The sequence below is a fragment of the Stetteria hydrogenophila genome, assembly GCF_054657575.1.
The window spans coordinates 436787-454183 of sequence record NZ_BAAHYL010000001.1; the positions used below are offsets into that span (position 1 = coordinate 436787).

Here is a 17397-nt window from a genome sequence, read left to right on the forward strand (position 1 = left end):
TATAGGCGTGATCGTGTATAATTTTGCTAATGTACATTTTTAATTTGGAATGGTGCCGCCGGGGGGATTTGAACCCCCGACCACCCGGTCTTCAGCCGGGCGCTCTCCCGCTGAGCTACGGCGGCTGGCCCATTCCACGCATTAGAGCTGCAGGGGCTATTAAATGGTTCCCTCACTTGAAGGTTAGCGGTGGTTCGGCCCGATGGGCGTCAGGGTGGTCTTGCAGCGCATGGGAGCGGTGGGCCTCCACGAGGTCATCGAGGCTGCATCTAAGGTCGAGGAGGCTTTCCCGATAGATGTTAGGGTGGATATTGTAACGTGGAGCCTCCCCCCTCCACTACACGCGTTCAACGTGGAGAGGATGCAGTATGAAGCAGAGGCTGCCGCCTTAAGCCTCTACGAACACTACAGGAGGCTAATCGGGCAGGACAACGTTTTAGTGGTAGGCATAGTTAACGGTGACGGCTATGTTGACGGCTTCAACTTCGTCTTCGGCCTAGCAATCCCGAGGCTACGCACAGCCGTGGTCTTCACGAAGAGGCTCGAGGGCAGCAGGCGGGTTTTCATAGAGAGGCTGGCGAAGGAGATAACCCACGAGGTAGGCCACCTCCTAGGGCTGGGCCACTGCAGTAACCCCGCTTGCGTCATGAGTTTCAGTAACACCCTAGAGGAGGTGGACCGTAAGAAGCTGGGCTTCTGCGACTCCTGCGCCAGGGTCCTCATGGAAAGATACGGGGCTAGAAGCGGGTCGTGGCGCCTCTAGCCTCTTCTAGATGTCGGGCACGAACGTGGCGCCCCAGCAGCCGTCCTCCAGTTGCTTTATCTCCATCTGCGCGTAAGTCATGGCCTTAACTATTGTTCTATGCTCGTGCCGCTGCGGGTCGAACTTCTCGCCCCACGCTGATCCGTCGAGCTTCCACTCCCCGTTCTCCTCCCATATCCTGCATACCCTGAAGATGGAGAACACCAAGCCCTCGGCATCGGTGTGGAAGAGGAGTGCCTCGACCCACCTATACAGGAGATTGTAGAGGTCAATGCCGCTCTCTCGTATATCCACTCTGATCCTAGGCTTCACCTTACTGGTATCCGTTATTATCTCGTACACCGCGAGCGCGGACTGCTCAAAGAGCTCCTCAAGAGTTCTGCCTTTAGCTATGACGAGCACGTCCGCAGTATGCTCGCCGTGAGCGAAGCCAGGGCACTCCACGCCCTCAAAGTAATCCTTAGCCTCAGCCAAGCCTAGACACCCCGCCACCTGAAAGGGTTTACTTTAAGAGCCGCCTAATGAAGGCAGATACTAAACCCTCGATTTAACGGACAGGGAAAGGCACGTCGCCGCCGGAGGTCAGGATGGTTAGGCCAGCCAAGCCGTCCGGCTGGGGGCTAGTCTAGGGCCCTCCGGGGTGGCGGGTGGGATGGCTAAGGCTGAGGGTGCCGGCGGAGCCGCACGTGGCACACGTGGCACGCGTAGCTCGAGTAAAGCGGAGCTTGAGAGGCTCCCATACTCGATCAGGGACGTGGCAGACGGTGGCTTGGTTTTTGAGAGGCTTAAGTCGTCGATCAAGTACGACTGGAGGGATTATGTAGCCCTGGTAGCGCTCTACGAGGATGGGACTCCCTTCGCAGTCCTCGCAGCTGTGATACTGAGCCAGAACACGACCGACAAGAACTCGGTTAAGGCGTACCTGAGCCTGAGGGAGAAGATCGGCGTGGACCCCAAATCCATAGCGGAGGCTCCGGTCGAGAGGATAGCGGAGGCCATAAAGCTGGCTGGGCTTGCGAGGCAGAAGGCTGAGGCCCTTAAGGGTGCAGCCGCCAAGGTGCTTGAGCTCGGCGGCGAGGAGGCCCTCGTCAAGCTTGACCCGGAGACTCTCAAGAGGGAGCTACTCCAGGTCAGGGGGGTGGGCCCGAAGACTGTGGACGTCTTCCTATCCGCCTACAGGCGAGTCGGAGTATTCGCCGTTGACACGCATGCCAGGAGGATAGCTGTGAGGTGGGGGCTGGCTAGGCCCAACGCTAGCTACGACGAGGTCTCGCGGGCCCTCCTAGAGTTCTTCGGGCCGGAGAGGGCTGAGGAGGCCCACCGCCTGCTCATAGCTTTAGGCAGGCTTTACTGTAAAGCTAAGAGGCCGAGGTGCGGCGAGTGCCCCCTGAGGGATGTATGCCCGTACCCAAGGGCACGGCAGAGCTGATCGTGACGGCGAAGCCGGGTAAAACCTCGTGGGCCATCGAGGAGGTGGCGGACACCCTAATCCCCCTAGACCCTGAAGCCGAGGTCTCCCGAACCCCCTACGAGGGCGTCATCCTAGCCAGGGCTAAAACAAGCGTGGCCGAGGCGGTTAGGGCCTTCAAGAGGTTCGAGTACGCGTTCATCGCATTCATAACACCGGTGCTCGTCAGATGCGTCAACCCATCCCCGGGCGACGTGGCCGAGGCGGTCAGGCTCGTTCTGAGGCGGCACCCCGAGGGCCCGGGTAGCGTGCTGGTCAGGGTTAAGCTTCGAGGCAGGTCGAAGCGCGTGGCTAGCGAGAGAGAGGTTAGAGAGATCCTAGCCGCCCTCGGCTTCAGCGTGGCTAGGAGGGGGCCTCGCAGGATTCTGGTAGTGGAGGGGGTAGACGACTACGTTGGGGTGAGCTTCGGTAATACCTGGCAATGCGGCGTTAAGTGTACACTTGTGGATTTAAGTGAAGTAACAATTATATAGAAACGCCGGGGAGCTATGTAACACGAGTACATAGTGGGGCGGAGAATCCATGAGCTTCCTTGGCGGGGGTAGAATAATAAAAAACTTCGACGTATTCGAGGACACGTACCTCCCGCCGGACCTGCCTCACCGTGAACGGGAGGTCAACCTGCTCCTATCAAACTACGTCAGGAAGCTACTCCAGGGCTCGACGTTCAGCGACATCTCAGTAATATACGGCACCACAGGGCGTGTAGGCATTGGGAAGACGACTCTGGCACGCTACGTTGGGAGGACCCTGGAGGAGATCGGCAGAAGGGAGGGCGTGAAGGTTAGGTATGTCCACGTGAACGTCTTCGGCATGCCGTCGCTCAACGCCATCCTCAGCCAGGTGATAGTCAAGCTCATACCCTCATTCAGGGACGACGTCCTGAGGGGGTATAGCCCCGTAGAGCTCCTAAAGCTCCTCGTGAACTACGTCTACGAGCGCAACATGTACCTCTTGATAGCGCTCGACGAGTTCCAGAACCTCCTCGCATCCGACAAGATAACGGACTTGTACATGCTCTTCAGGATATACGAGGAGATACCGTCCGAGGGCTCCGACAGGGTGAGCATACTTCTAGTCGCCTACGACCACATTGCGTTGAGTCTGATGAAAAAGAAGCTGCCGCAGGTCGAGTCCCAGTTGAACCTGAGGATTAAGCTGGACGGCTACACGAGCTATGAGCTGGAGAAGATCCTGGAGCAGAGGGTTGAGCTAGGCTTCAACGACCCCAACTCCATAGACCCCTACCTGCTCTCGCTCATAGCCGGCAGTATAGGGGTGGATAGGGGGAGGGATGGCAGCGCTAGGCGTGCAATAAAGGCGCTCTACAAGGCCGCGCTCTACGCTGAGAACGAGGGCAAGTCCGTTATCGAGGAGGAGGACGTGAGGAGAGCACTAGCCGACTTATCGCCCTATAGGCTTACGATGCAGGACCTCGCCAGCCTGAACCTGCACGAGCTCCTGATACTCAAGGCTATAGCGGACCTCATCTTGAGGACGGGGAAGGGCTGGGTTACCACGGATGAAATCTATGGCGCCTACTCAAACCTAGCGGAGGAGGTGGGCGACAGGCCTAGGAGGAAGAGCCAGTTCCACGAGTACCTGAACAAGCTGGTTGCTGTGGGCCTGATCGAGAAGAAGCCGGCCGGGATAGCGGGTCGAGGCAGGCTGCAGGAGATCAGGCTCGTAGGCGAGATTCCGTCGAGGAACCTCATCGAGCTAATCGATTATGTTGTGAACAATGTTAAGCTCAGAGGGGGCGGGAGGGGTTGAAGCTGGAGGAGCTCTTCGGCAGCAGGGGGAGGATCAAGATACTCAAGCTCATACTCGAGGAGGGAGAGATAAACATAACGAGGCTCGTGAAACTCTCGGGGCTCCACTACAACCTGGTAATGAAGCACGTGGAGCACCTGCTATCCCTAAACATCGTCAGAGTGAAGAACCTCGGGAGGATTAGGATTGTTGAAGCGAATTTTGACGACCCCAAGGTTGTGGCTCTTAGGGACTTAATTAGGACCATTGAGAGCCTCTAGCAGGAAAGGGGTAGCCCCTGTTGGCCGAGCTGGGTATGGTTGACATTTCGGGTAAGGATGTTGTCCTGAGGGTTGCCAGGGCTTGTGGCTCCATTAAGCTGAGGGAGGGGACCATTAACCTCATCCGGGAGGGGAGGATCCCTAAGGGGGACGTTGCGACGGCGACGACTATCGCTGCTATAAACGCGGTTAAGGAGACGCCTAGGCTACTCCCCTACTGCCACCCGATCCCCGTGGAGTCGGTGAAGGTGAAGATGGACGTCGACCCCGAGTCGAGCAGGGTTAAGGTCTGCGTAGAGGTGAAGGCCCGCGCCCGGACAGGCGTCGAGATGGAGGCCCTCACCGGCGTAATGGCCGCGCTGCTCAACGTTTGGGACATGGTTAAGGCGATCGAGAAGGATGAGAGCGGCAACTACCCGGAGACTGTGATAGAAGAGGTTAGGGTTGTCGAGAAGGTGAAGAAGCCCGGCGAGTAAAGCCACAGCGTGCCTAGAAGAGAGTGCCCTGCCTCCTCCTACTGGTCCTGGACCTCGACCTACTCCTCTTGGTGGATTGCCTCTTTGAAGGCTGGGGCTCTAGCGGCTCGCCGAAGAGGCCCACGGGCCGCCTGGCGGCTTCAACGGGCTTCCCCTCGCCTCTGGAGGCCTCTGCCTCCACGGCTTCCGCTGCCCTAGCCCTCTTTATCTTCTCGATAGCCTTCAGCACCTCGCTGGCCCGGTGGCCGGCTAGGAACTTCACCTCCTTCTCGGTAAGCTGGTAGCCTAGGGCCAGCTTAGCTGCTGGTATGGGCGACGGGGCCTCCCTGAATATGAAGTGGAGCACCGGTATCACCTCGTTCTTAACGGTGGCCTTGGAGGTTAGGAGTCTTGAGGCGAGCTTCTCGGCGAGGTGCTCCCTAGTCTCCCTGGTCTCCTTAAGCCGAGCTAGGAGCTTGATCCTCTCGGGGTACGCGTACTTCATCTTGGCGTGCGGGTGTTTGCGGGCGAAGGTGACGCCCGGGCCCATTAGGTCGAAGACGTAGGAGAGCAGGGACCAGTCGGAGAGCTTTGCCCTGGTGAGGAAGAGCGTGGCCCTGGCCAGCGCCTCGTAGGCCCTGTAGTAGTCCTCGACATCGGAGTACCGGCGGGGTATGTTGTCGTTAATCCAGGCTATGAGCGTCTCATAGTCCTCCTCGCTGTTGCTGATGGCCCTTTTAACCTGCCAGGCGTACTTGGAGTAGAAGACCGCCGTCAGGGTGCGCCAGAGGTTGACGGATTTCTCGCGGCCGCGCACGAGCGCCTTGACGAGGCTCAGCGTGACTTTCCCGTAGCCCTCCGCGACCGCTTGAAGGTCGTTGATCGCCGCCCTCACGTCCCCCTCGGCCTTCTCAGCTATGTACCTTAGCGCCTCCCTCTCGCAGTAGAGGCCCTCAGCGTCGCATATCCTCTGCAGGATCGCCACTATGTGGGTTAGACCCAGCTCCTTGAACTCGACTAGGAGGCAGTGCTCCCTCAGGGGCTTGAGGGCGTCCTTCCAGGGGTCGTTCGCGGTCATCACTATCGGGTTAGCAGTCCTGGGGATTATGTGCAGGAGCTCGCTTAGCCCCCCAGCGTCCTCCTTGGCCGAGATCCCGTCGATCTCGTCTAAGAGAATGATTATACCCCTGCCCCACAGGGGCTTCTTGAACGCGGCTGAACCCACCACCCTGCGGATGTCTGATGCCCTCCTGTAGTCGCTGGCGTTAAGCTCCACGACTTCAAGCTTGTACTCGTTCGCTATAGCCTCTACGAGGCTGGTTTTGCCGACGCCGGGGGGGCCGTAGAGCAGGGCCGCCCTCTTGCTGGGGGGCTTGCCGCTCAGCCACTCCTTAATCCACGACACGAGGACCTTCTTCGCCGTATCCTGGTTTACCACGTCCTCCACTCTTTTTGGCCTGTACTTGATTATCCAGGGGACCTTCCCCCTGAAGTGCCTGTAGGCGAGGCTCAAGCCTTAGCACCTACCTTCCTGCCGACCAGGGATAGCCAGGCGAGGAAGGCGCTTAGCTGTATATCGTCGTCGCTCCCTTCGATTAGCCTGAAGTGGATCTCGCCAAGGTAGTCGGCCACGAGCACCTTGACTTCTTCGGGGATCTTCACCTCGTTACTAAATATCTCGCGGTGGATCTGCCTCACGAGGTCGGCGCCGCTGAGGCCGTACTCTATCATGAGCTTCCTCAGCCTCTCCCTGGCGCCAGTGAAGTCGCCGCTGAGGGCGGCCATTAGCATCTCGCGGACCTCCTTCGGCCTAGCCATGCCGACGACTTTGAAGACGGCTTCAACCGTCACCTTCCCCAGTGCCGACGCCGCCTGGAGCAGGTTGATTGCCTTCCTCATGTCGCCCTCAGTTATCTCGTATATGGTCTCCAGAGCTTCGAGATCGTAGTCCACATTCTCGTTCTCAGCTATGTACCTCAGGCGCTCTATCACGTCCTCCTTCTTGAGGGGTGTGAACCTGAAGAAGGCGCACCTGCTCTGGATCGGGTCTATGATCTTAGAGGGGTAGTTGGCTATCAGTATGAACCTTGTTGAGGCGGTGTAGAGCTCCATAAGCCTCCTCAGCGCCTGCTGGGCGTCGGCCGTCATGTTGTCGGCCTCGTCTAGGAGAACTATCTTAAAGGAGATGCCGGGCGGGGTCCTGCTCCGGGCGAACTCTTTAACCTTCTCCCTTATAACGTTGATACCCCTCTCATCGCTGGCGTTAAGCTCGAGCATGTACTGCCTGTAGTTCTCCCCGTATAGGTCGTGGGCTAGCGCGTGGGCGGCCGTGGTCTTACCCGTACCCGGCGGGCCGGCGAAGAGTAGGTGCGGCATGTTCTTCTCCTTAACGAACTGCTTCAGCCTCTCGACTATCTCAGTCTGGTTCACAATGTCATCCAGGGTCCTTGGCCTGTACTTCTCAGTCCACAGAATATCAAAGGCGGTAGACACTCGCCCTCCACCTCACCCCGGCATATCCTCGGGGCCTCTGCGCCTAAATGGTGTGAAGCCCCGGGAGGAGGTCCCCCTCGTTTATACGCCCTGCCGGGCTTAGGCCCTGTTGGGGGTTTCGGGTGTGGGCCTGATAGGGGACAGGCTTAGGTTGATAGAGCTCGACTACGAGTTCAGGGATGTAAGAGTGCTATTCCTCCGAGACTATGGGGAGCTGCCTCTACCGAATGGGAAGGTGACCGTTAGGAAGGGCGACGAGCTGGACCTCCCCCGCTGGCAGGCTAGGCTCCTGGCTGAGCAGGGCTACGTTGAAATCAAGGAGAGACCCCTCAGCGTCGACGAGATCAACATGCTTCACTACCGCGAGAAGAGGGGGCGGGGGGCTAATGAGATCCAGCCCCTACCCCCAGACTTCTACTTGAAGGTGAGGGATTACGTCTCCATGCTCAACAGCGCGATAAAGGATAACCCCTCCTCCATGCTGCTTAGGGAGAGGGAGGTCGCCGAGAAGAACACGCTTGACCTTGCCGACGCCAGGCTGGTGAAGATTCTCAGGCTCGCCCAGAGCGGCTCGAGCGAGTACAAGGATAGAATGACGCCCGAGGAGCACGTAGCGTTTGACGTAATACAGTCCGTTATCGAGGAGTGGAGGGGATACGTTAGGAGGCTCGCGGCGGGGGGTGAGGGTTGAGCGAGCTGGAGCAGCTAGACTACGGCACCCGCTTCATCGAGTTCCTGAGGAACTTCAGGGATGAAACGGGTAGATTCAAGTACATCGACAGAGTGCGCAGGATGATCAACTTCAACCAGCACAGCCTCATCATCGACTACGGGGACCTCTACAAGTACGACACCGAGCTTGCCGAGGCGGTCATAGACGACCCGGACAGGTTCTTGAAGGAGGCCGGGGAGGCCATCAGGGAGGTTGTGAAGCTCGAGGACCCTGAGTACGCTGTAAGGGTTAGGAAGTTCGTGCCGAGGATAATAGGCCTCTACGAGACCGTGAAGATCAGGGACATAAAGTCACAGTACATCGGGAAGATGGTCCAAATCGAGGGAATAATAACTAGGATGCTCCCGGTGAAGAGCAAGCTTGTGAAGGCACGCTTCCTCCACACGAAGTGCGGCGCAGAGTTTGACTGGCCGGAGGGGGACGAGGAGATCACCAGCGACGTCCTCGAGAAGCCGACCTACTGCCCTGTATGCGGCGAGTCGGCTGGGAGGTTCATCCTGGTTAAAGAGAAGAGCGTCTACGTTGACTACCAGAAGATCGTGGTTCAGGAGAGGCCCGAGGACGTGCCCGGAGGCCAGATGCCAAGGAGCATCGAGGTCAGGCTCACCGATGACCTAGTCGACGTTGCTAGGCCTGGTGACAGGGTCTCAATAGTGGGGGTCGTGCGCCTGGACCAGCCGAGCTCGAAGGCTTCAGCGCTCTTCGACCTCTACATAGACGCTAACAGCATCAAGGTGTCGGAGAAGGCTCTTGAGGAGGTGAGCATAACCAGGGAGGATGAGGAGAAGATTAGGGAGCTGGCGCGGGATCCCTGGATCAAGGAGAAGATAGTGGCGAGCATAGCCCCGGGGATCTACGGGAACTGGGACCTGAAGGAGGCTATAGCGCTCCTCCTCTTCGGCGGAGTCCCCAAGGTTAGGCCTGAGGGGATAAGGGTTAGGGGCGACATACACGTCCTCTTCGTCGGCGACCCGGGTATGGCTAAGTCCCAGCTCCTCCAGGCGGCCGCGAGGATAGCCCCGAGGGCCGTGCTGACGAGCGGCAAGGGTGCTACCGCCGCAGGCCTCACTGCGGCGGTGCTCAGGGACAAGCAGACCGGCGAGTTCTACCTCGAGGCCGGGGCGCTCGTCCTCGCCGACGGCGGCGTGGCGATTATAGACGAGTTCGACAAGATGAATAGCAATGACAGGTCGGCGATACACGAGGCGATGGAGCAGCAGGTCATAAGCGTCTCGAAGGCCGGCATCGTGGCCAGGCTGAACGCTCGGGCCAGCGTGCTCGCCGCCGGCAACCCAAAGATGGGCTACTACGACCCCAGGAGGCCTTTCATCGAGAACGTGAACCTGCCTCCGCCGATCATCTCGAGGTTCGACTTGATATTCGTCCTGAGGGACGTGCCGAACCTCAGGAGGGACTACGAGATGGCCTCCTACATCCTGGAGAGCCACAGGAACACTGAGAGGTTCAAGCCGGAGATAGACCTGGACCTGCTGAGGAAGTATATAATCTACGCTAGGAGGTACGTGAGGCCGCGCCTCTCGAAGGCGGCCATAGAGATGCTGAGAGACTTCTACATAGAGCTCAGGGGGAGCGTTGCTGCGGCCATGCAGAACTCCGAGGAGGCGTCCAAGGACCTCGTGCCTATACCCGTGACCGCGAGGCAGCTCGAGGCGCTGGTGCGCCTGGCCGAGGCGAACGCTAAGATAGCGCTGCGGGAGGAGGTCACTGAGGAGGATGCGGCCGAGGCCATTAGGCTCACGCTGAGCTTCCTCACCAGCGTGGGCTTCGACGTCGAGTCCGGCGTTATAGACGTCGGGACAATAATCACCGGGGCGACGTTCAGCACGAGGAAGCTGATGGGGGCCATAATCGACTTCGTCAAGGAGAAGCAGGAGGGCAGGAGGTGCGTCAGGGAGGAGGAGATAATCGAGGAGTTCAAGAGGAAGGGCGTCAGCGAGGCCAAGGTGAAGGAGGCAATTGAAAAGCTCCACTCCAGAGGATTGATCTACGAGCCCAGGGGTAAGGAGGGCTGCTACCGGGTTGTGTGATGAGTGATGGCTGCAGGCCTGAAGGGGCTCCCCGGCAGGCTCCTCAGGGAGATAGGTGTTGAGAGGCTCTACCCCACGCAGGAGGAGGCGGTGAAGGCCGGGATCCTTGAGGGGGAGAGCGTCGTAATCGCCGCCCCCACGGCGTCTGGGAAGACGCTGGCCGCCATGCTCGCAGCTGCCGCGGCGCTGGAGAGGGGGGCCGGGAGGGTTGTGTACACCTGCCCCCTCAGGAGTATTGCGATGGAGAAGTACAGGGACTTCGGGGTCTTCGAGAGGCTAGGGTTCAGCGTGAAGGTGAGCATAGGCGACTACGAGCGGGGGATCCCGGACGCCCCCATAGTCGTGACGACCTACGAGAAGCTCGACTCGACCCTTAGGCTGAGGCCCGGGCTTGCCTCGGGCATAGGGCTTGTGATAGTGGATGAGATCCACTACGTCGGGGACCCGAAGAGGGGCCCCGTCCTGGAGTCGCTCATCGCGAAGCTCAGAGTCCTCAGCAAGGGGGTCCAGGTGGTCGCGCTCAGCGCGACCATACCCAACGCGGAGGAGATAGCGGCCTGGCTCGGCGCGAGGCTCGTCAAGACCAGCTGGCGCCCCGTCCCTCTCCACGAGGGGGTCTACACTGGGGACTCGATAGTCTTCTACAGGGAGGGCGGGGAGCCTTGGGTTAAGGAGGTGGAGAGCGTCGCCGGCAACAAGTTCGCGGACATCGTAGCCCAGGCCAGCAACGAGGGGGGCCAGTCCCTGGTCTTCGTGCAGTCCAGGCGGAGGGCCGTCCAGCTCGCCAAGCAACTCGCCAGGAGCCACAAGCACTTCAACTACGACGAGCAGGCAGCGCGGGAGGCGGCCTCGAGCATCAGGAGGCTCAGTATCCCCGGCCCCCTGAGAGAGGAGCTGGCGTGGCTCGCGGAGAGGGGGGTGGCGTACCACCACGCAGGCCTGGGGGCGGAGGCTAGGGAGCTAGTCGAGGAGGCGTTCAAGCGCGGCGCCTTGGCGGCGATCGTCGCCACGCCAACGCTCGCCGCCGGGGTGAACCTGCCTGCGAGGCGCGTGGTCGTCGCGGAGTACTACAGGTTCGAGTCCGGGTACAGGAGGCCGATAAGCGTGGCCGAGTACAAGCAGCTCGCCGGGAGGGCCGGGAGGCCCGGGCTAGACCCCTACGGGGAGGCGGTCATAGTTCCTCAGGGCGGCGACGACCCGGAGGAGCTGGTATCCGGGTACATCAAGGCGGAGCCCGAGCCCGTTGTGAGCAAGATGGCTAGCTCCTCGGCGGTGAGGCACAGCGTGCTCGGCCTGATAGCCCTCGGAGCGGGCGGGGCGGAGTTCGTCAAGCTCGTCCACAGGGAGACGCTTTACGCGAGGCAGCACGGGAGCCTCGACGGCGCGGTCGAGGCTGCGCTCCGCGACCTCGAGAGGCTGGGGCTCGTCGAGAGCGTGGGGGGTGGGAGGCTGACCGTCACGCCGCTCGGCGAGGTGGTTTCAAGGTACTACGTCGACCCCGCCAGCGTTGAGGTGCTGAAGATCCTCACGAAGGTTAAGGGGGACGTTACCGACGCGCAGATCCTCTACGTGATAGCGGCGATGCCGGACATGACCAGGCTCCCCGCGGGGAGGCGGGAGGGGGACAGGCTGCTGGACAGGCTTCTAGACGTCGCCCCCGAGGTGTTCGACCTCATGGACTACGTCGGCCCCGAGGAGATAGCCACCGTGAAGACGATGATGGTGCTCCTGGACTGGGTCAACGAGAGGCTCGACGACGAGATAGTCCAGGACTACGACGTGGGACCCGGGGACTTGGCCTCCATAACCGAGACCGCCCGCTGGCTCGCCGCGGCCTCAGCGGCCATGGCTGAGGCGATGCCGGAGCTGGGCCTGGAGGTCTCGAGGAGGTTCAGGCTGATGGAGAAGAGGATAAGGTACGGCGTGAAGCCCGAGCTCATCCCCCTCGTCTCAATACCGGGGATCGGGAGGGTGAGGGCTAGGAGGCTCTACGAGCACGGCTACAAGATCCCCCAGGACCTTGCCCTCGCCGACCCGAGGGAGCTGGCTAGGATCCCCGGCATAGGGCCGGGGACAGTGGCTTCGATACTCGAATTCCTCGGGAGAACCGGAGAGGCCAGGAGGTACAAGGCAGCCGAGAACGCTGCGAGGAAGGGGCTCCTAGCCTTCATGGACGACTAGCCCCGGCCCCGGGCCTAGGCGCCCGGGGGCACTGCCCTCCTAGCCATGAGCATGACGATTATGGCTAGAACCATGAGGACAACCGCCACTATAGAAGCAATAATGGTGGCGCGCCAGGAGGTGCCGAAGACCAGCGGGATCGGGCCTATCAAAACCACGCCGCCAGCCTCCGCCTTACCCTCCCTGCCCGAGGAGAACGCTAGGGCTAGTGTGCCTATGAAGATCAGCGCCACGCCAACGAAGATCAGTATGAAGCCAAGGATGACTAGAGCCTCGTAGGCCTGCAACGAGCCTCCCCCGAGGGGCCGAGGCGCGTTATTAACCGCACGCCCCCTATTATACTAGCCGGCGCACGGGAAGGGCCGGGAGGGTCGCCGCCTCCCCGCGGGCCGGGAGAGGCCCGCGCCCGAAGGCGCAATGCGGGGGCCAGTAATCCGGGCCGTCCCAGGGAGCCTCCGGGGCGACCCCGCGGAGCGGCGATGAACCCCCTCCCGCGGGGCTGGCGGGGGCGGAGGACCCGCCGGAGGGCGGGATCCTACCGCCCGGAGCCGGGGGAACCTGGCCAGGCCCGGAAGGGAGCAACCTGGCCCCGGACGCCAGCGTTCGCGGGGCTCCCGGGGGTGAGGCGGCCGCGGGGCAACGCCCCGGGCGCAGGCTCCCCGGGGCGGGCCCGGAGGCCGTGCGCCGCACGCGGAGCCTTCACTCCCGCGCCTCACCACAGCCGAGTTCCAGGGAGGAGAAGGTAGGCCCCCTAGCCTCGCGGTCCTGGATTGAAGCGTTGGGCTTAGAGCACTTCAAGCCGCGGGCGGCGCTCCCTCCTTAGGGGAAGTGGCAGGTTCGGGTTTGGGAGGAGTGGCGCCGCGGGCGGGATTTGAACCCGCGCGGGGTCTCCCCCACCGGCTTAGCAGGCCGGCGCCCTGGCCAGGCTAGGCGACCGCGGCTCTCCTGACTGGGCTTAGGGGTGGTGGAGGATTTAAATGGTGCGCCGCCGCGGGTAGTCTTCGCCGCCCGCCTGGAAGGGTCCCCGGCCCCCAGGGGCCGGCTGGCCTTCTCGGGGTCTTGCTGTGGGGCCGGTAATTCCTTAAGCTCCCACATTTCCGGGGCTCTTGGCAAGGTGCAGGGGGTTGGGCGACTACTCGGGCCTGGTCGAGTCCCTGTGGGGCGAGGTGGACTCCCCCGCTGGCAGGGCTAGGCTCGTTAGGATAGACCAGGCCGGCCGGGCTGGCTTGGTTGACGTGGAGGAGCTGCCCTACTCCATCAGGGTTCTCCTGGAGAACGTTCTCAGGCACTACGATGGCTACGTTGTCGGGGATGCAGACGTTGAGGCCGTGGCTAGGTGGAGGGAGACGGCCGGCGCGAGGGAGGTGCCGTTCCACCCCGCCAGGGTGATCACGCAGGACCTCACCGGGGTCCCGGCCATCCTGGACTTGGCCGCGATGAGGGACAAGGTCAAGGAGTACGGGCTGGACCCCAGGATAGTGAACCCCCTCATACCCGTCGACTTAATTATAGACCACAGCGTGCAGGTGGACTACTACGGCACCCGCCTCGCCCTCCGCAGGAACATGGAGAAGGAGTACGAGAGGAACCGGGAGAGGTACACGCTGCTCAAGTGGGCCCAGAGGAGCTTCCGGAACCTCCGGGTAGTCCCCCCGGGCAAGGGCATCATCCACCAGGTCAACATCGAGTACCTGGCCAGCGTGGTCGAGGTGAGGGAGACCCGGCGGGGACTGACGGCTTTCCCCGACACGGTGCTCGGCACCGACAGCCACACGCCCATGGTCAACGGGCTCGGGGTGGTGGGCTGGGGCATAGGGGGCATAGAGGCCGAGGCGGTGATCCTCGGCCAGCCCTACTACATGCTCCTCCCGAAGGTGCTGGGGGTCAGGCTCGTCGGGGAGCCGAGGGAGGGAGTGACGCCGACGGATATCGCGCTCTACCTGACCGAGAAGTTCAGGAGGAGGGGAGTGGTCGGCATGTTCATAGAGTTCTTCGGGGAGGGGATGAAGAAGCTGAGCGTGCCGGATAGGGCTACGATCGCCAACATGGCGCCGGAGTACGGCTCCACCATGGCCTATTTCCCCGTCGACGAGGAGACAATCAAGTACCTACTGCAGACTGGCAGGGATCCCGGCCACGCGAGGTTCGTGGAGAAGTACGCCAAGCTCGTGAGGCTCTGGTACAGCCTGGACGAGCCCGAGCCCAGGTACACTGAGGTGATGGAGGTCGACCTCTCAGATGTGGAGCCAAGCATCAGCGGGCCCAGCCACCCCGAGGACAGGATCCCGCTGCGGGAGGCGAAGGAGAGGGTCTCCAGGGTGATAGAGGAGTACCTGAAGAAGAGGGGGAGGGGCAGGATAACGATTGAGGTGGAGCACGCCGGCGAGAGGGGGGAGATCACGGACGGGAGCGTTGTGCTCGCAGCCATAACCAGCTGCACGAACACCAGCAACCCGACACTCATGCTGATGGCGGGCCTCCTGGCGAAGAAGGCGGTGGAGAGGGGGCTGAGGGTCAAGCCCTGGGTTAAGACGAGCAACGCCCCCGGCAGCAGGGTTGTGGTGGAGTACTGGAAGAGGCTAGGGCTGATGCCCTACCTCGAAGCGCTCAGGTTCCACGTGACCGGCTTCGGGTGCACTGTCTGCATAGGCAACAGCGGCCCCCTCCCCAAGCCGGTGGAGGACGCCCTGAAGAACAGGGGCCTCTACGGCGTCGCGGTCCTAAGCGGGAACAGGAACTTCCTGGGCAGGGTCCACCCGCTCACGCAGGGCAACTTCCTCGCCAGCCCGCCGCTCGTCATAGCCTACGCCATAGCCGGGAGGGTGGACATAGACTTCGAGAGGGAGCCGCTGGGGTACGACCCCAACGGCGAGCCCGTTTACCTCAGGGACATCTGGCCCTCGAGCGAGGAGGTACGCGAGGCCCTGGGGAGGGCGCTCGACCCGGAGTTCTTCAGGGAGAAGTACAGGGACATATTCGAGGGCGACGAGTTCTGGAGGAGGCTCCCAGAGATGGAGAGCGACACGTTCCCCTGGGATCCCAGGAGCACCTACATAAGGAAGCCCCCGTTCCTCGACGACTTCAAGCTCGACCCTGACCCGCCCAGGGACATCAGGGGGGCCAGGGTTCTCGTGATGGCCCCCGACAGGGTTAGCACCGACCACATAAGCCCGGTGGGCAGGATCAGCCCGGACAGCCTCGCAGGCAGGTACCTCATCGAGCAGGGGGTGAAGCCCGAGGAGCTGAACACCTGCGGCGCGAGGAGGGGCAACCACGAGGTGCTGGCCAGGTGCACCTTCGACAATCCGAAGTTCAGGAACCTCCTCACCCCAGACAGGGAGGGCGGGTGGACCATATACTGGCCCACGGGCGAGGTGATGCACGTCTACGAGGCGGCGATGAGGTACAAGAGGGAGGGGACGCCCGTCATAGTCATCGGGGGCAAGAACTACGGCGTAGGGAGCAGCAGGGACTGGGCGGCCAAGGGCCCCTACCTTCTGGGCGTGAAGGCGGTGATAGCGGAGAGCTTCGAGAGGATACACAGGAGCAACCTCGTGGGCATGGGCATACTCCCACTAGAGTTCATGCCGGGGGAGAACGCTAAGACGCTGGGCCTCGACGGAAGCGAGGTCTACGACATAACCGGCATAGAGGAGGGCCTCCACCCAGGCAAGATCCTGACAGTCAGGGCCACCAAGCCAGACGGCCGCGTGGTGGAGTTCAAGGTCAAGGCCAGGCTAGACACGTCGATAGAGGTTGAGTACTACAGGTACGGCGGCATACTGAAGTATGTCCTAGCCAAGATCATAAAAGAGCACCTAGGAAAGCGAGAGAAGGGGAAGAAGTAAACGCCAGGCAACCCGGAGCGGCCGCCCCAATGCGATATTACCCGTGCCCCTCCAGGAGAGCCTCCCCCTCGGGGGATCCCCGCCAGGCTGCTCTGGAGCTGAGGAGGGTAGTGATGAGGGGTGCAAGCGCGGAGCCATGCCGGAGGATGGATGAAGTAATTAACCTCCTCGAGAAGCTCCTGGCGGGGATCCCCCTATTCTTCGACAAGAGGCTCACCCTCAACAGTGACGGCAGGCGCCTGCTCTCCAGGGCGGCGAGGGCCTGCGAGGACGAGAGGGTTAAGAGGAGGATCCTGGCCTGCCTGAGAAACCCAACCCTCGACGAAGTCGCGGCGATCTACGAGAGCATAGCCGGGAGGAGCCCCTGGAGCATCATACAGGGAGCCATAGAGGCCTGGGGGAGGCGCGGCTCCGACGGTCCGCGAAAACATCATTAAACTGCGTGCAGCTCAGGCAACCCGGCGTCTCTTCAGCGCCGCACCCCCGCCAGTCGACGCAGGGCGCCGCGGGCAGTTAAACCCTCACACCCCTTACCGCCGGGCACGCAGCCAAGCAGGCCAACACGGGCTGGAGAAGCCTGGAGCCCCGGCGGGAACCCGCTGATACACCGGCTCCGGGGGATCCCGGGGGCCAGCGTGGGCCCGGGGCTGCTCTACCGCTCGCACTACTGCTTGCCCTGCGCTAGCTTGATGTACCGCTTCACCTTTTCCTCGAGTTTAGCCCTGTCCATGGACCCGATTATGGATTCAACTAGCTTGCCGTCCACGAACACTAGGATCGACGGTATATGCTTCACGTCGTACTTGTCGGCGATACTGTAGGACCTGTCCACGTCGACTTTACCGTAGAAGACTGCTGGGTGCAGGTTCGCGGCGGCGACCTCCTTGAACGTCTTCATGAATGATATGCAGGGCCCGCACCAGTCAGCAGTGAAGAATAGGAAGACCACTTTATTGTTTTTCAGCACCTCGTCAATGTTGTGCCTGGTGACCTCTGCAACGAGCTCCTTCGCGGCGGCTTCTAGCATCTCAGCTCTCTTGAGCAGGAGCCCAGCAAGCTCCTCGGCCAGGTTTTCCAGCGCATAGCCTTGCTCATCCACCCCAAATCCCCCAAGCGGCGTAGGGCGAGTTTGATTGAGGCTAAAGAAACCTAAAGGCAGGCCGCTGGCGTGGGGCCTCGCTTTAGGCGGCGCGCTATCATCGCCGCGGCGTTAAGGCTGGGAAGGCTGAAACTATAACTCCAAGGGGGTATAGACACATTTATATATTAAACAGGTCCCGTTTACAAGGGTAACCCACGAAGTAACACAGGGTTAAAGAGTGCTGGCTACGGGGTGTTTGAGTGTTGCCGGCAAGGGATAGCCCGGTAGAGTTGA

At 61.4% G+C, this 17397-nt stretch carries 16 protein-coding genes and 2 tRNA genes; 11 read left to right on the top strand and 7 right to left on the bottom strand.

Features of this window, described 5'->3' with window-relative positions; all coding sequences use genetic code 11:
- Positions 1–50 precede the first annotated feature (50 nt).
- A tRNA-Phe gene (locus tag ACYQ3J_RS02350) sits at positions 51–125 on the bottom strand.
- A gap of 77 nt (positions 126–202) precedes the next feature.
- Here ACYQ3J_RS02350 and ACYQ3J_RS02355 point away from each other — a divergent pair.
- The gene (locus tag ACYQ3J_RS02355) at positions 203–763 is read left to right on the top strand and encodes an archaemetzincin family Zn-dependent metalloprotease (RefSeq protein WP_460123948.1); all 561 of its coding nucleotides are present in this window, start codon (positions 203–205) and stop codon (positions 761–763) included.
- A 6-nt stretch (positions 764–769) separates the two neighbouring features.
- On the opposite strand, the gene ACYQ3J_RS02360 is transcribed toward ACYQ3J_RS02355, so the two are convergent.
- Complete coding sequence (locus tag ACYQ3J_RS02360) at positions 770–1237, bottom strand: archease (protein ID WP_460123951.1); 468 nt, start codon at positions 1235–1237, stop codon at positions 770–772.
- 178 nt (positions 1238–1415) lie between these two features.
- Here ACYQ3J_RS02360 and ACYQ3J_RS02365 point away from each other — a divergent pair, with 178 nt between their 5' ends.
- The 5 genes from ACYQ3J_RS02365 to moaC are packed head-to-tail and all read left to right on the top strand — an operon-like array spanning position 1416 to position 4740.
- The gene (locus ACYQ3J_RS02365; protein ID WP_460123953.1) at positions 1416–2192 is read left to right on the top strand and encodes an endonuclease III domain-containing protein; all 777 of its coding nucleotides are present in this window, start codon (positions 1416–1418) and stop codon (positions 2190–2192) included.
- Between the two features lie 2 nt (positions 2193–2194).
- A complete protein-coding gene (locus ACYQ3J_RS02370) occupies positions 2195–2704 on the top strand; it encodes a hypothetical protein (protein WP_460123956.1) in 510 nt (169 codons plus the stop codon).
- Between the two features lie 49 nt (positions 2705–2753).
- Positions 2754–4004 carry a Cdc6/Cdc18 family protein gene (locus ACYQ3J_RS02375; RefSeq protein ID WP_460123959.1) on the top strand — a complete coding sequence of 417 codons (1251 nt, stop codon included), beginning with the start codon at positions 2754–2756 and terminating at the stop codon, positions 4002–4004.
- Positions 4001–4264, top strand: coding sequence for an ArsR family transcriptional regulator (locus ACYQ3J_RS02380; RefSeq protein WP_460123963.1), 264 nt, complete (start codon positions 4001–4003; stop codon positions 4262–4264). Before ACYQ3J_RS02375 ends, ACYQ3J_RS02380 begins: the two co-directional genes overlap by 4 nt.
- Positions 4265–4299: 35 nt before the next feature.
- Positions 4300–4740 (top strand): cyclic pyranopterin monophosphate synthase MoaC, encoded by a 441-nt coding sequence (moaC, locus tag ACYQ3J_RS02385; protein WP_460124619.1) that lies wholly within the window; start codon positions 4300–4302, stop codon positions 4738–4740.
- Positions 4741–4753: 13 nt separating this feature from the next.
- Here moaC and ACYQ3J_RS02390 read toward each other — a convergent pair whose 3' ends face one another.
- Complete coding sequence (locus ACYQ3J_RS02390; RefSeq protein ID WP_460123966.1) at positions 4754–6232, bottom strand: replication factor C large subunit; 1479 nt, start codon at positions 6230–6232, stop codon at positions 4754–4756.
- Complete coding sequence (locus tag ACYQ3J_RS02395) at positions 6229–7212, bottom strand: replication factor C small subunit (protein ID WP_460123969.1); 984 nt, start codon at positions 7210–7212, stop codon at positions 6229–6231. The genes ACYQ3J_RS02390 and ACYQ3J_RS02395 overlap by 4 nt, the downstream gene beginning before the upstream one ends.
- Positions 7213–7336: 124 nt before the next feature.
- Between ACYQ3J_RS02395 and gins23 the strand changes: the two genes are divergently transcribed.
- The 3 genes from gins23 to ACYQ3J_RS02410 are packed head-to-tail and all read left to right on the top strand — an operon-like array spanning position 7337 to position 12174.
- Entirely contained in the window at positions 7337–7903 is a 567-nt protein-coding gene (gins23, locus tag ACYQ3J_RS02400) for a DNA replication protein Gins23 (protein ID WP_460123972.1), read from the top strand.
- Complete coding sequence (gene mcm / locus ACYQ3J_RS02405; protein WP_460123974.1) at positions 7900–9993, top strand: minichromosome maintenance protein MCM; 2094 nt, start codon at positions 7900–7902, stop codon at positions 9991–9993. The genes gins23 and mcm overlap by 4 nt, the downstream gene beginning before the upstream one ends.
- 6 nt (positions 9994–9999) lie before the next feature.
- The gene (locus ACYQ3J_RS02410) at positions 10000–12174 is read left to right on the top strand and encodes a DEAD/DEAH box helicase (RefSeq protein ID WP_460123977.1); all 2175 of its coding nucleotides are present in this window, start codon (positions 10000–10002) and stop codon (positions 12172–12174) included.
- 14 nt (positions 12175–12188) lie between these two features.
- Here ACYQ3J_RS02410 and ACYQ3J_RS02415 read toward each other — a convergent pair whose 3' ends face one another.
- Positions 12189–12461: a TIGR00304 family membrane protein gene (locus ACYQ3J_RS02415; RefSeq protein ID WP_460123980.1), complete on the bottom strand. Its 273-nt coding sequence runs from the start codon at positions 12459–12461 to the stop codon at positions 12189–12191.
- 566 nt (positions 12462–13027) lie between these two features.
- A tRNA-Ser gene (locus ACYQ3J_RS02420) sits at positions 13028–13115 on the bottom strand.
- Between the two features lie 183 nt (positions 13116–13298).
- Between ACYQ3J_RS02420 and acnA the strand changes: the two genes are divergently transcribed.
- Together acnA and ACYQ3J_RS02430 are read left to right on the top strand one after the other, a co-directional pair.
- The gene (gene acnA, locus ACYQ3J_RS02425) at positions 13299–16022 is read left to right on the top strand and encodes an aconitate hydratase AcnA (RefSeq protein WP_460123981.1); all 2724 of its coding nucleotides are present in this window, start codon (positions 13299–13301) and stop codon (positions 16020–16022) included.
- Between the two features lie 29 nt (positions 16023–16051).
- Positions 16052–16459 (top strand): hypothetical protein, encoded by a 408-nt coding sequence (locus ACYQ3J_RS02430; RefSeq protein ID WP_460123983.1) that lies wholly within the window; start codon positions 16052–16054, stop codon positions 16457–16459.
- Between the two features lie 227 nt (positions 16460–16686).
- On the opposite strand, the gene ACYQ3J_RS02435 is transcribed toward ACYQ3J_RS02430, so the two are convergent.
- Entirely contained in the window at positions 16687–17121 is a 435-nt protein-coding gene (locus ACYQ3J_RS02435; protein WP_460123986.1) for a thioredoxin family protein, read from the bottom strand.
- Positions 17122–17397: the final 276 nt, after the last annotated feature.

What these genes read in the sequence shown, in the direction of transcription:
- ACYQ3J_RS02355 (WP_460123948.1), top strand. Translation starts at nt 203, where the DNA reads ATGGGCGTCAGGGTGGTCTTGCAGCGCATGGGAGCGGTGGGCCTCCAC.
- ACYQ3J_RS02365 (WP_460123953.1), top strand. Translation starts at nt 1,416, where the DNA reads ATGGCTAAGGCTGAGGGTGCCGGCGGAGCCGCACGTGGCACACGTGGC.
- ACYQ3J_RS02375 (WP_460123959.1), top strand. Translation starts at nt 2,754, where the DNA reads ATGAGCTTCCTTGGCGGGGGTAGAATAATAAAAAACTTCGACGTATTC.
- moaC (WP_460124619.1), top strand. Translation starts at nt 4,300, where the DNA reads ATGGTTGACATTTCGGGTAAGGATGTTGTCCTGAGGGTTGCCAGGGCT.
- ACYQ3J_RS02410 (WP_460123977.1), top strand. Translation starts at nt 10,000, where the DNA reads ATGGCTGCAGGCCTGAAGGGGCTCCCCGGCAGGCTCCTCAGGGAGATA.
- ACYQ3J_RS02430 (WP_460123983.1), top strand. Translation starts at nt 16,052, where the DNA reads ATGCGATATTACCCGTGCCCCTCCAGGAGAGCCTCCCCCTCGGGGGAT.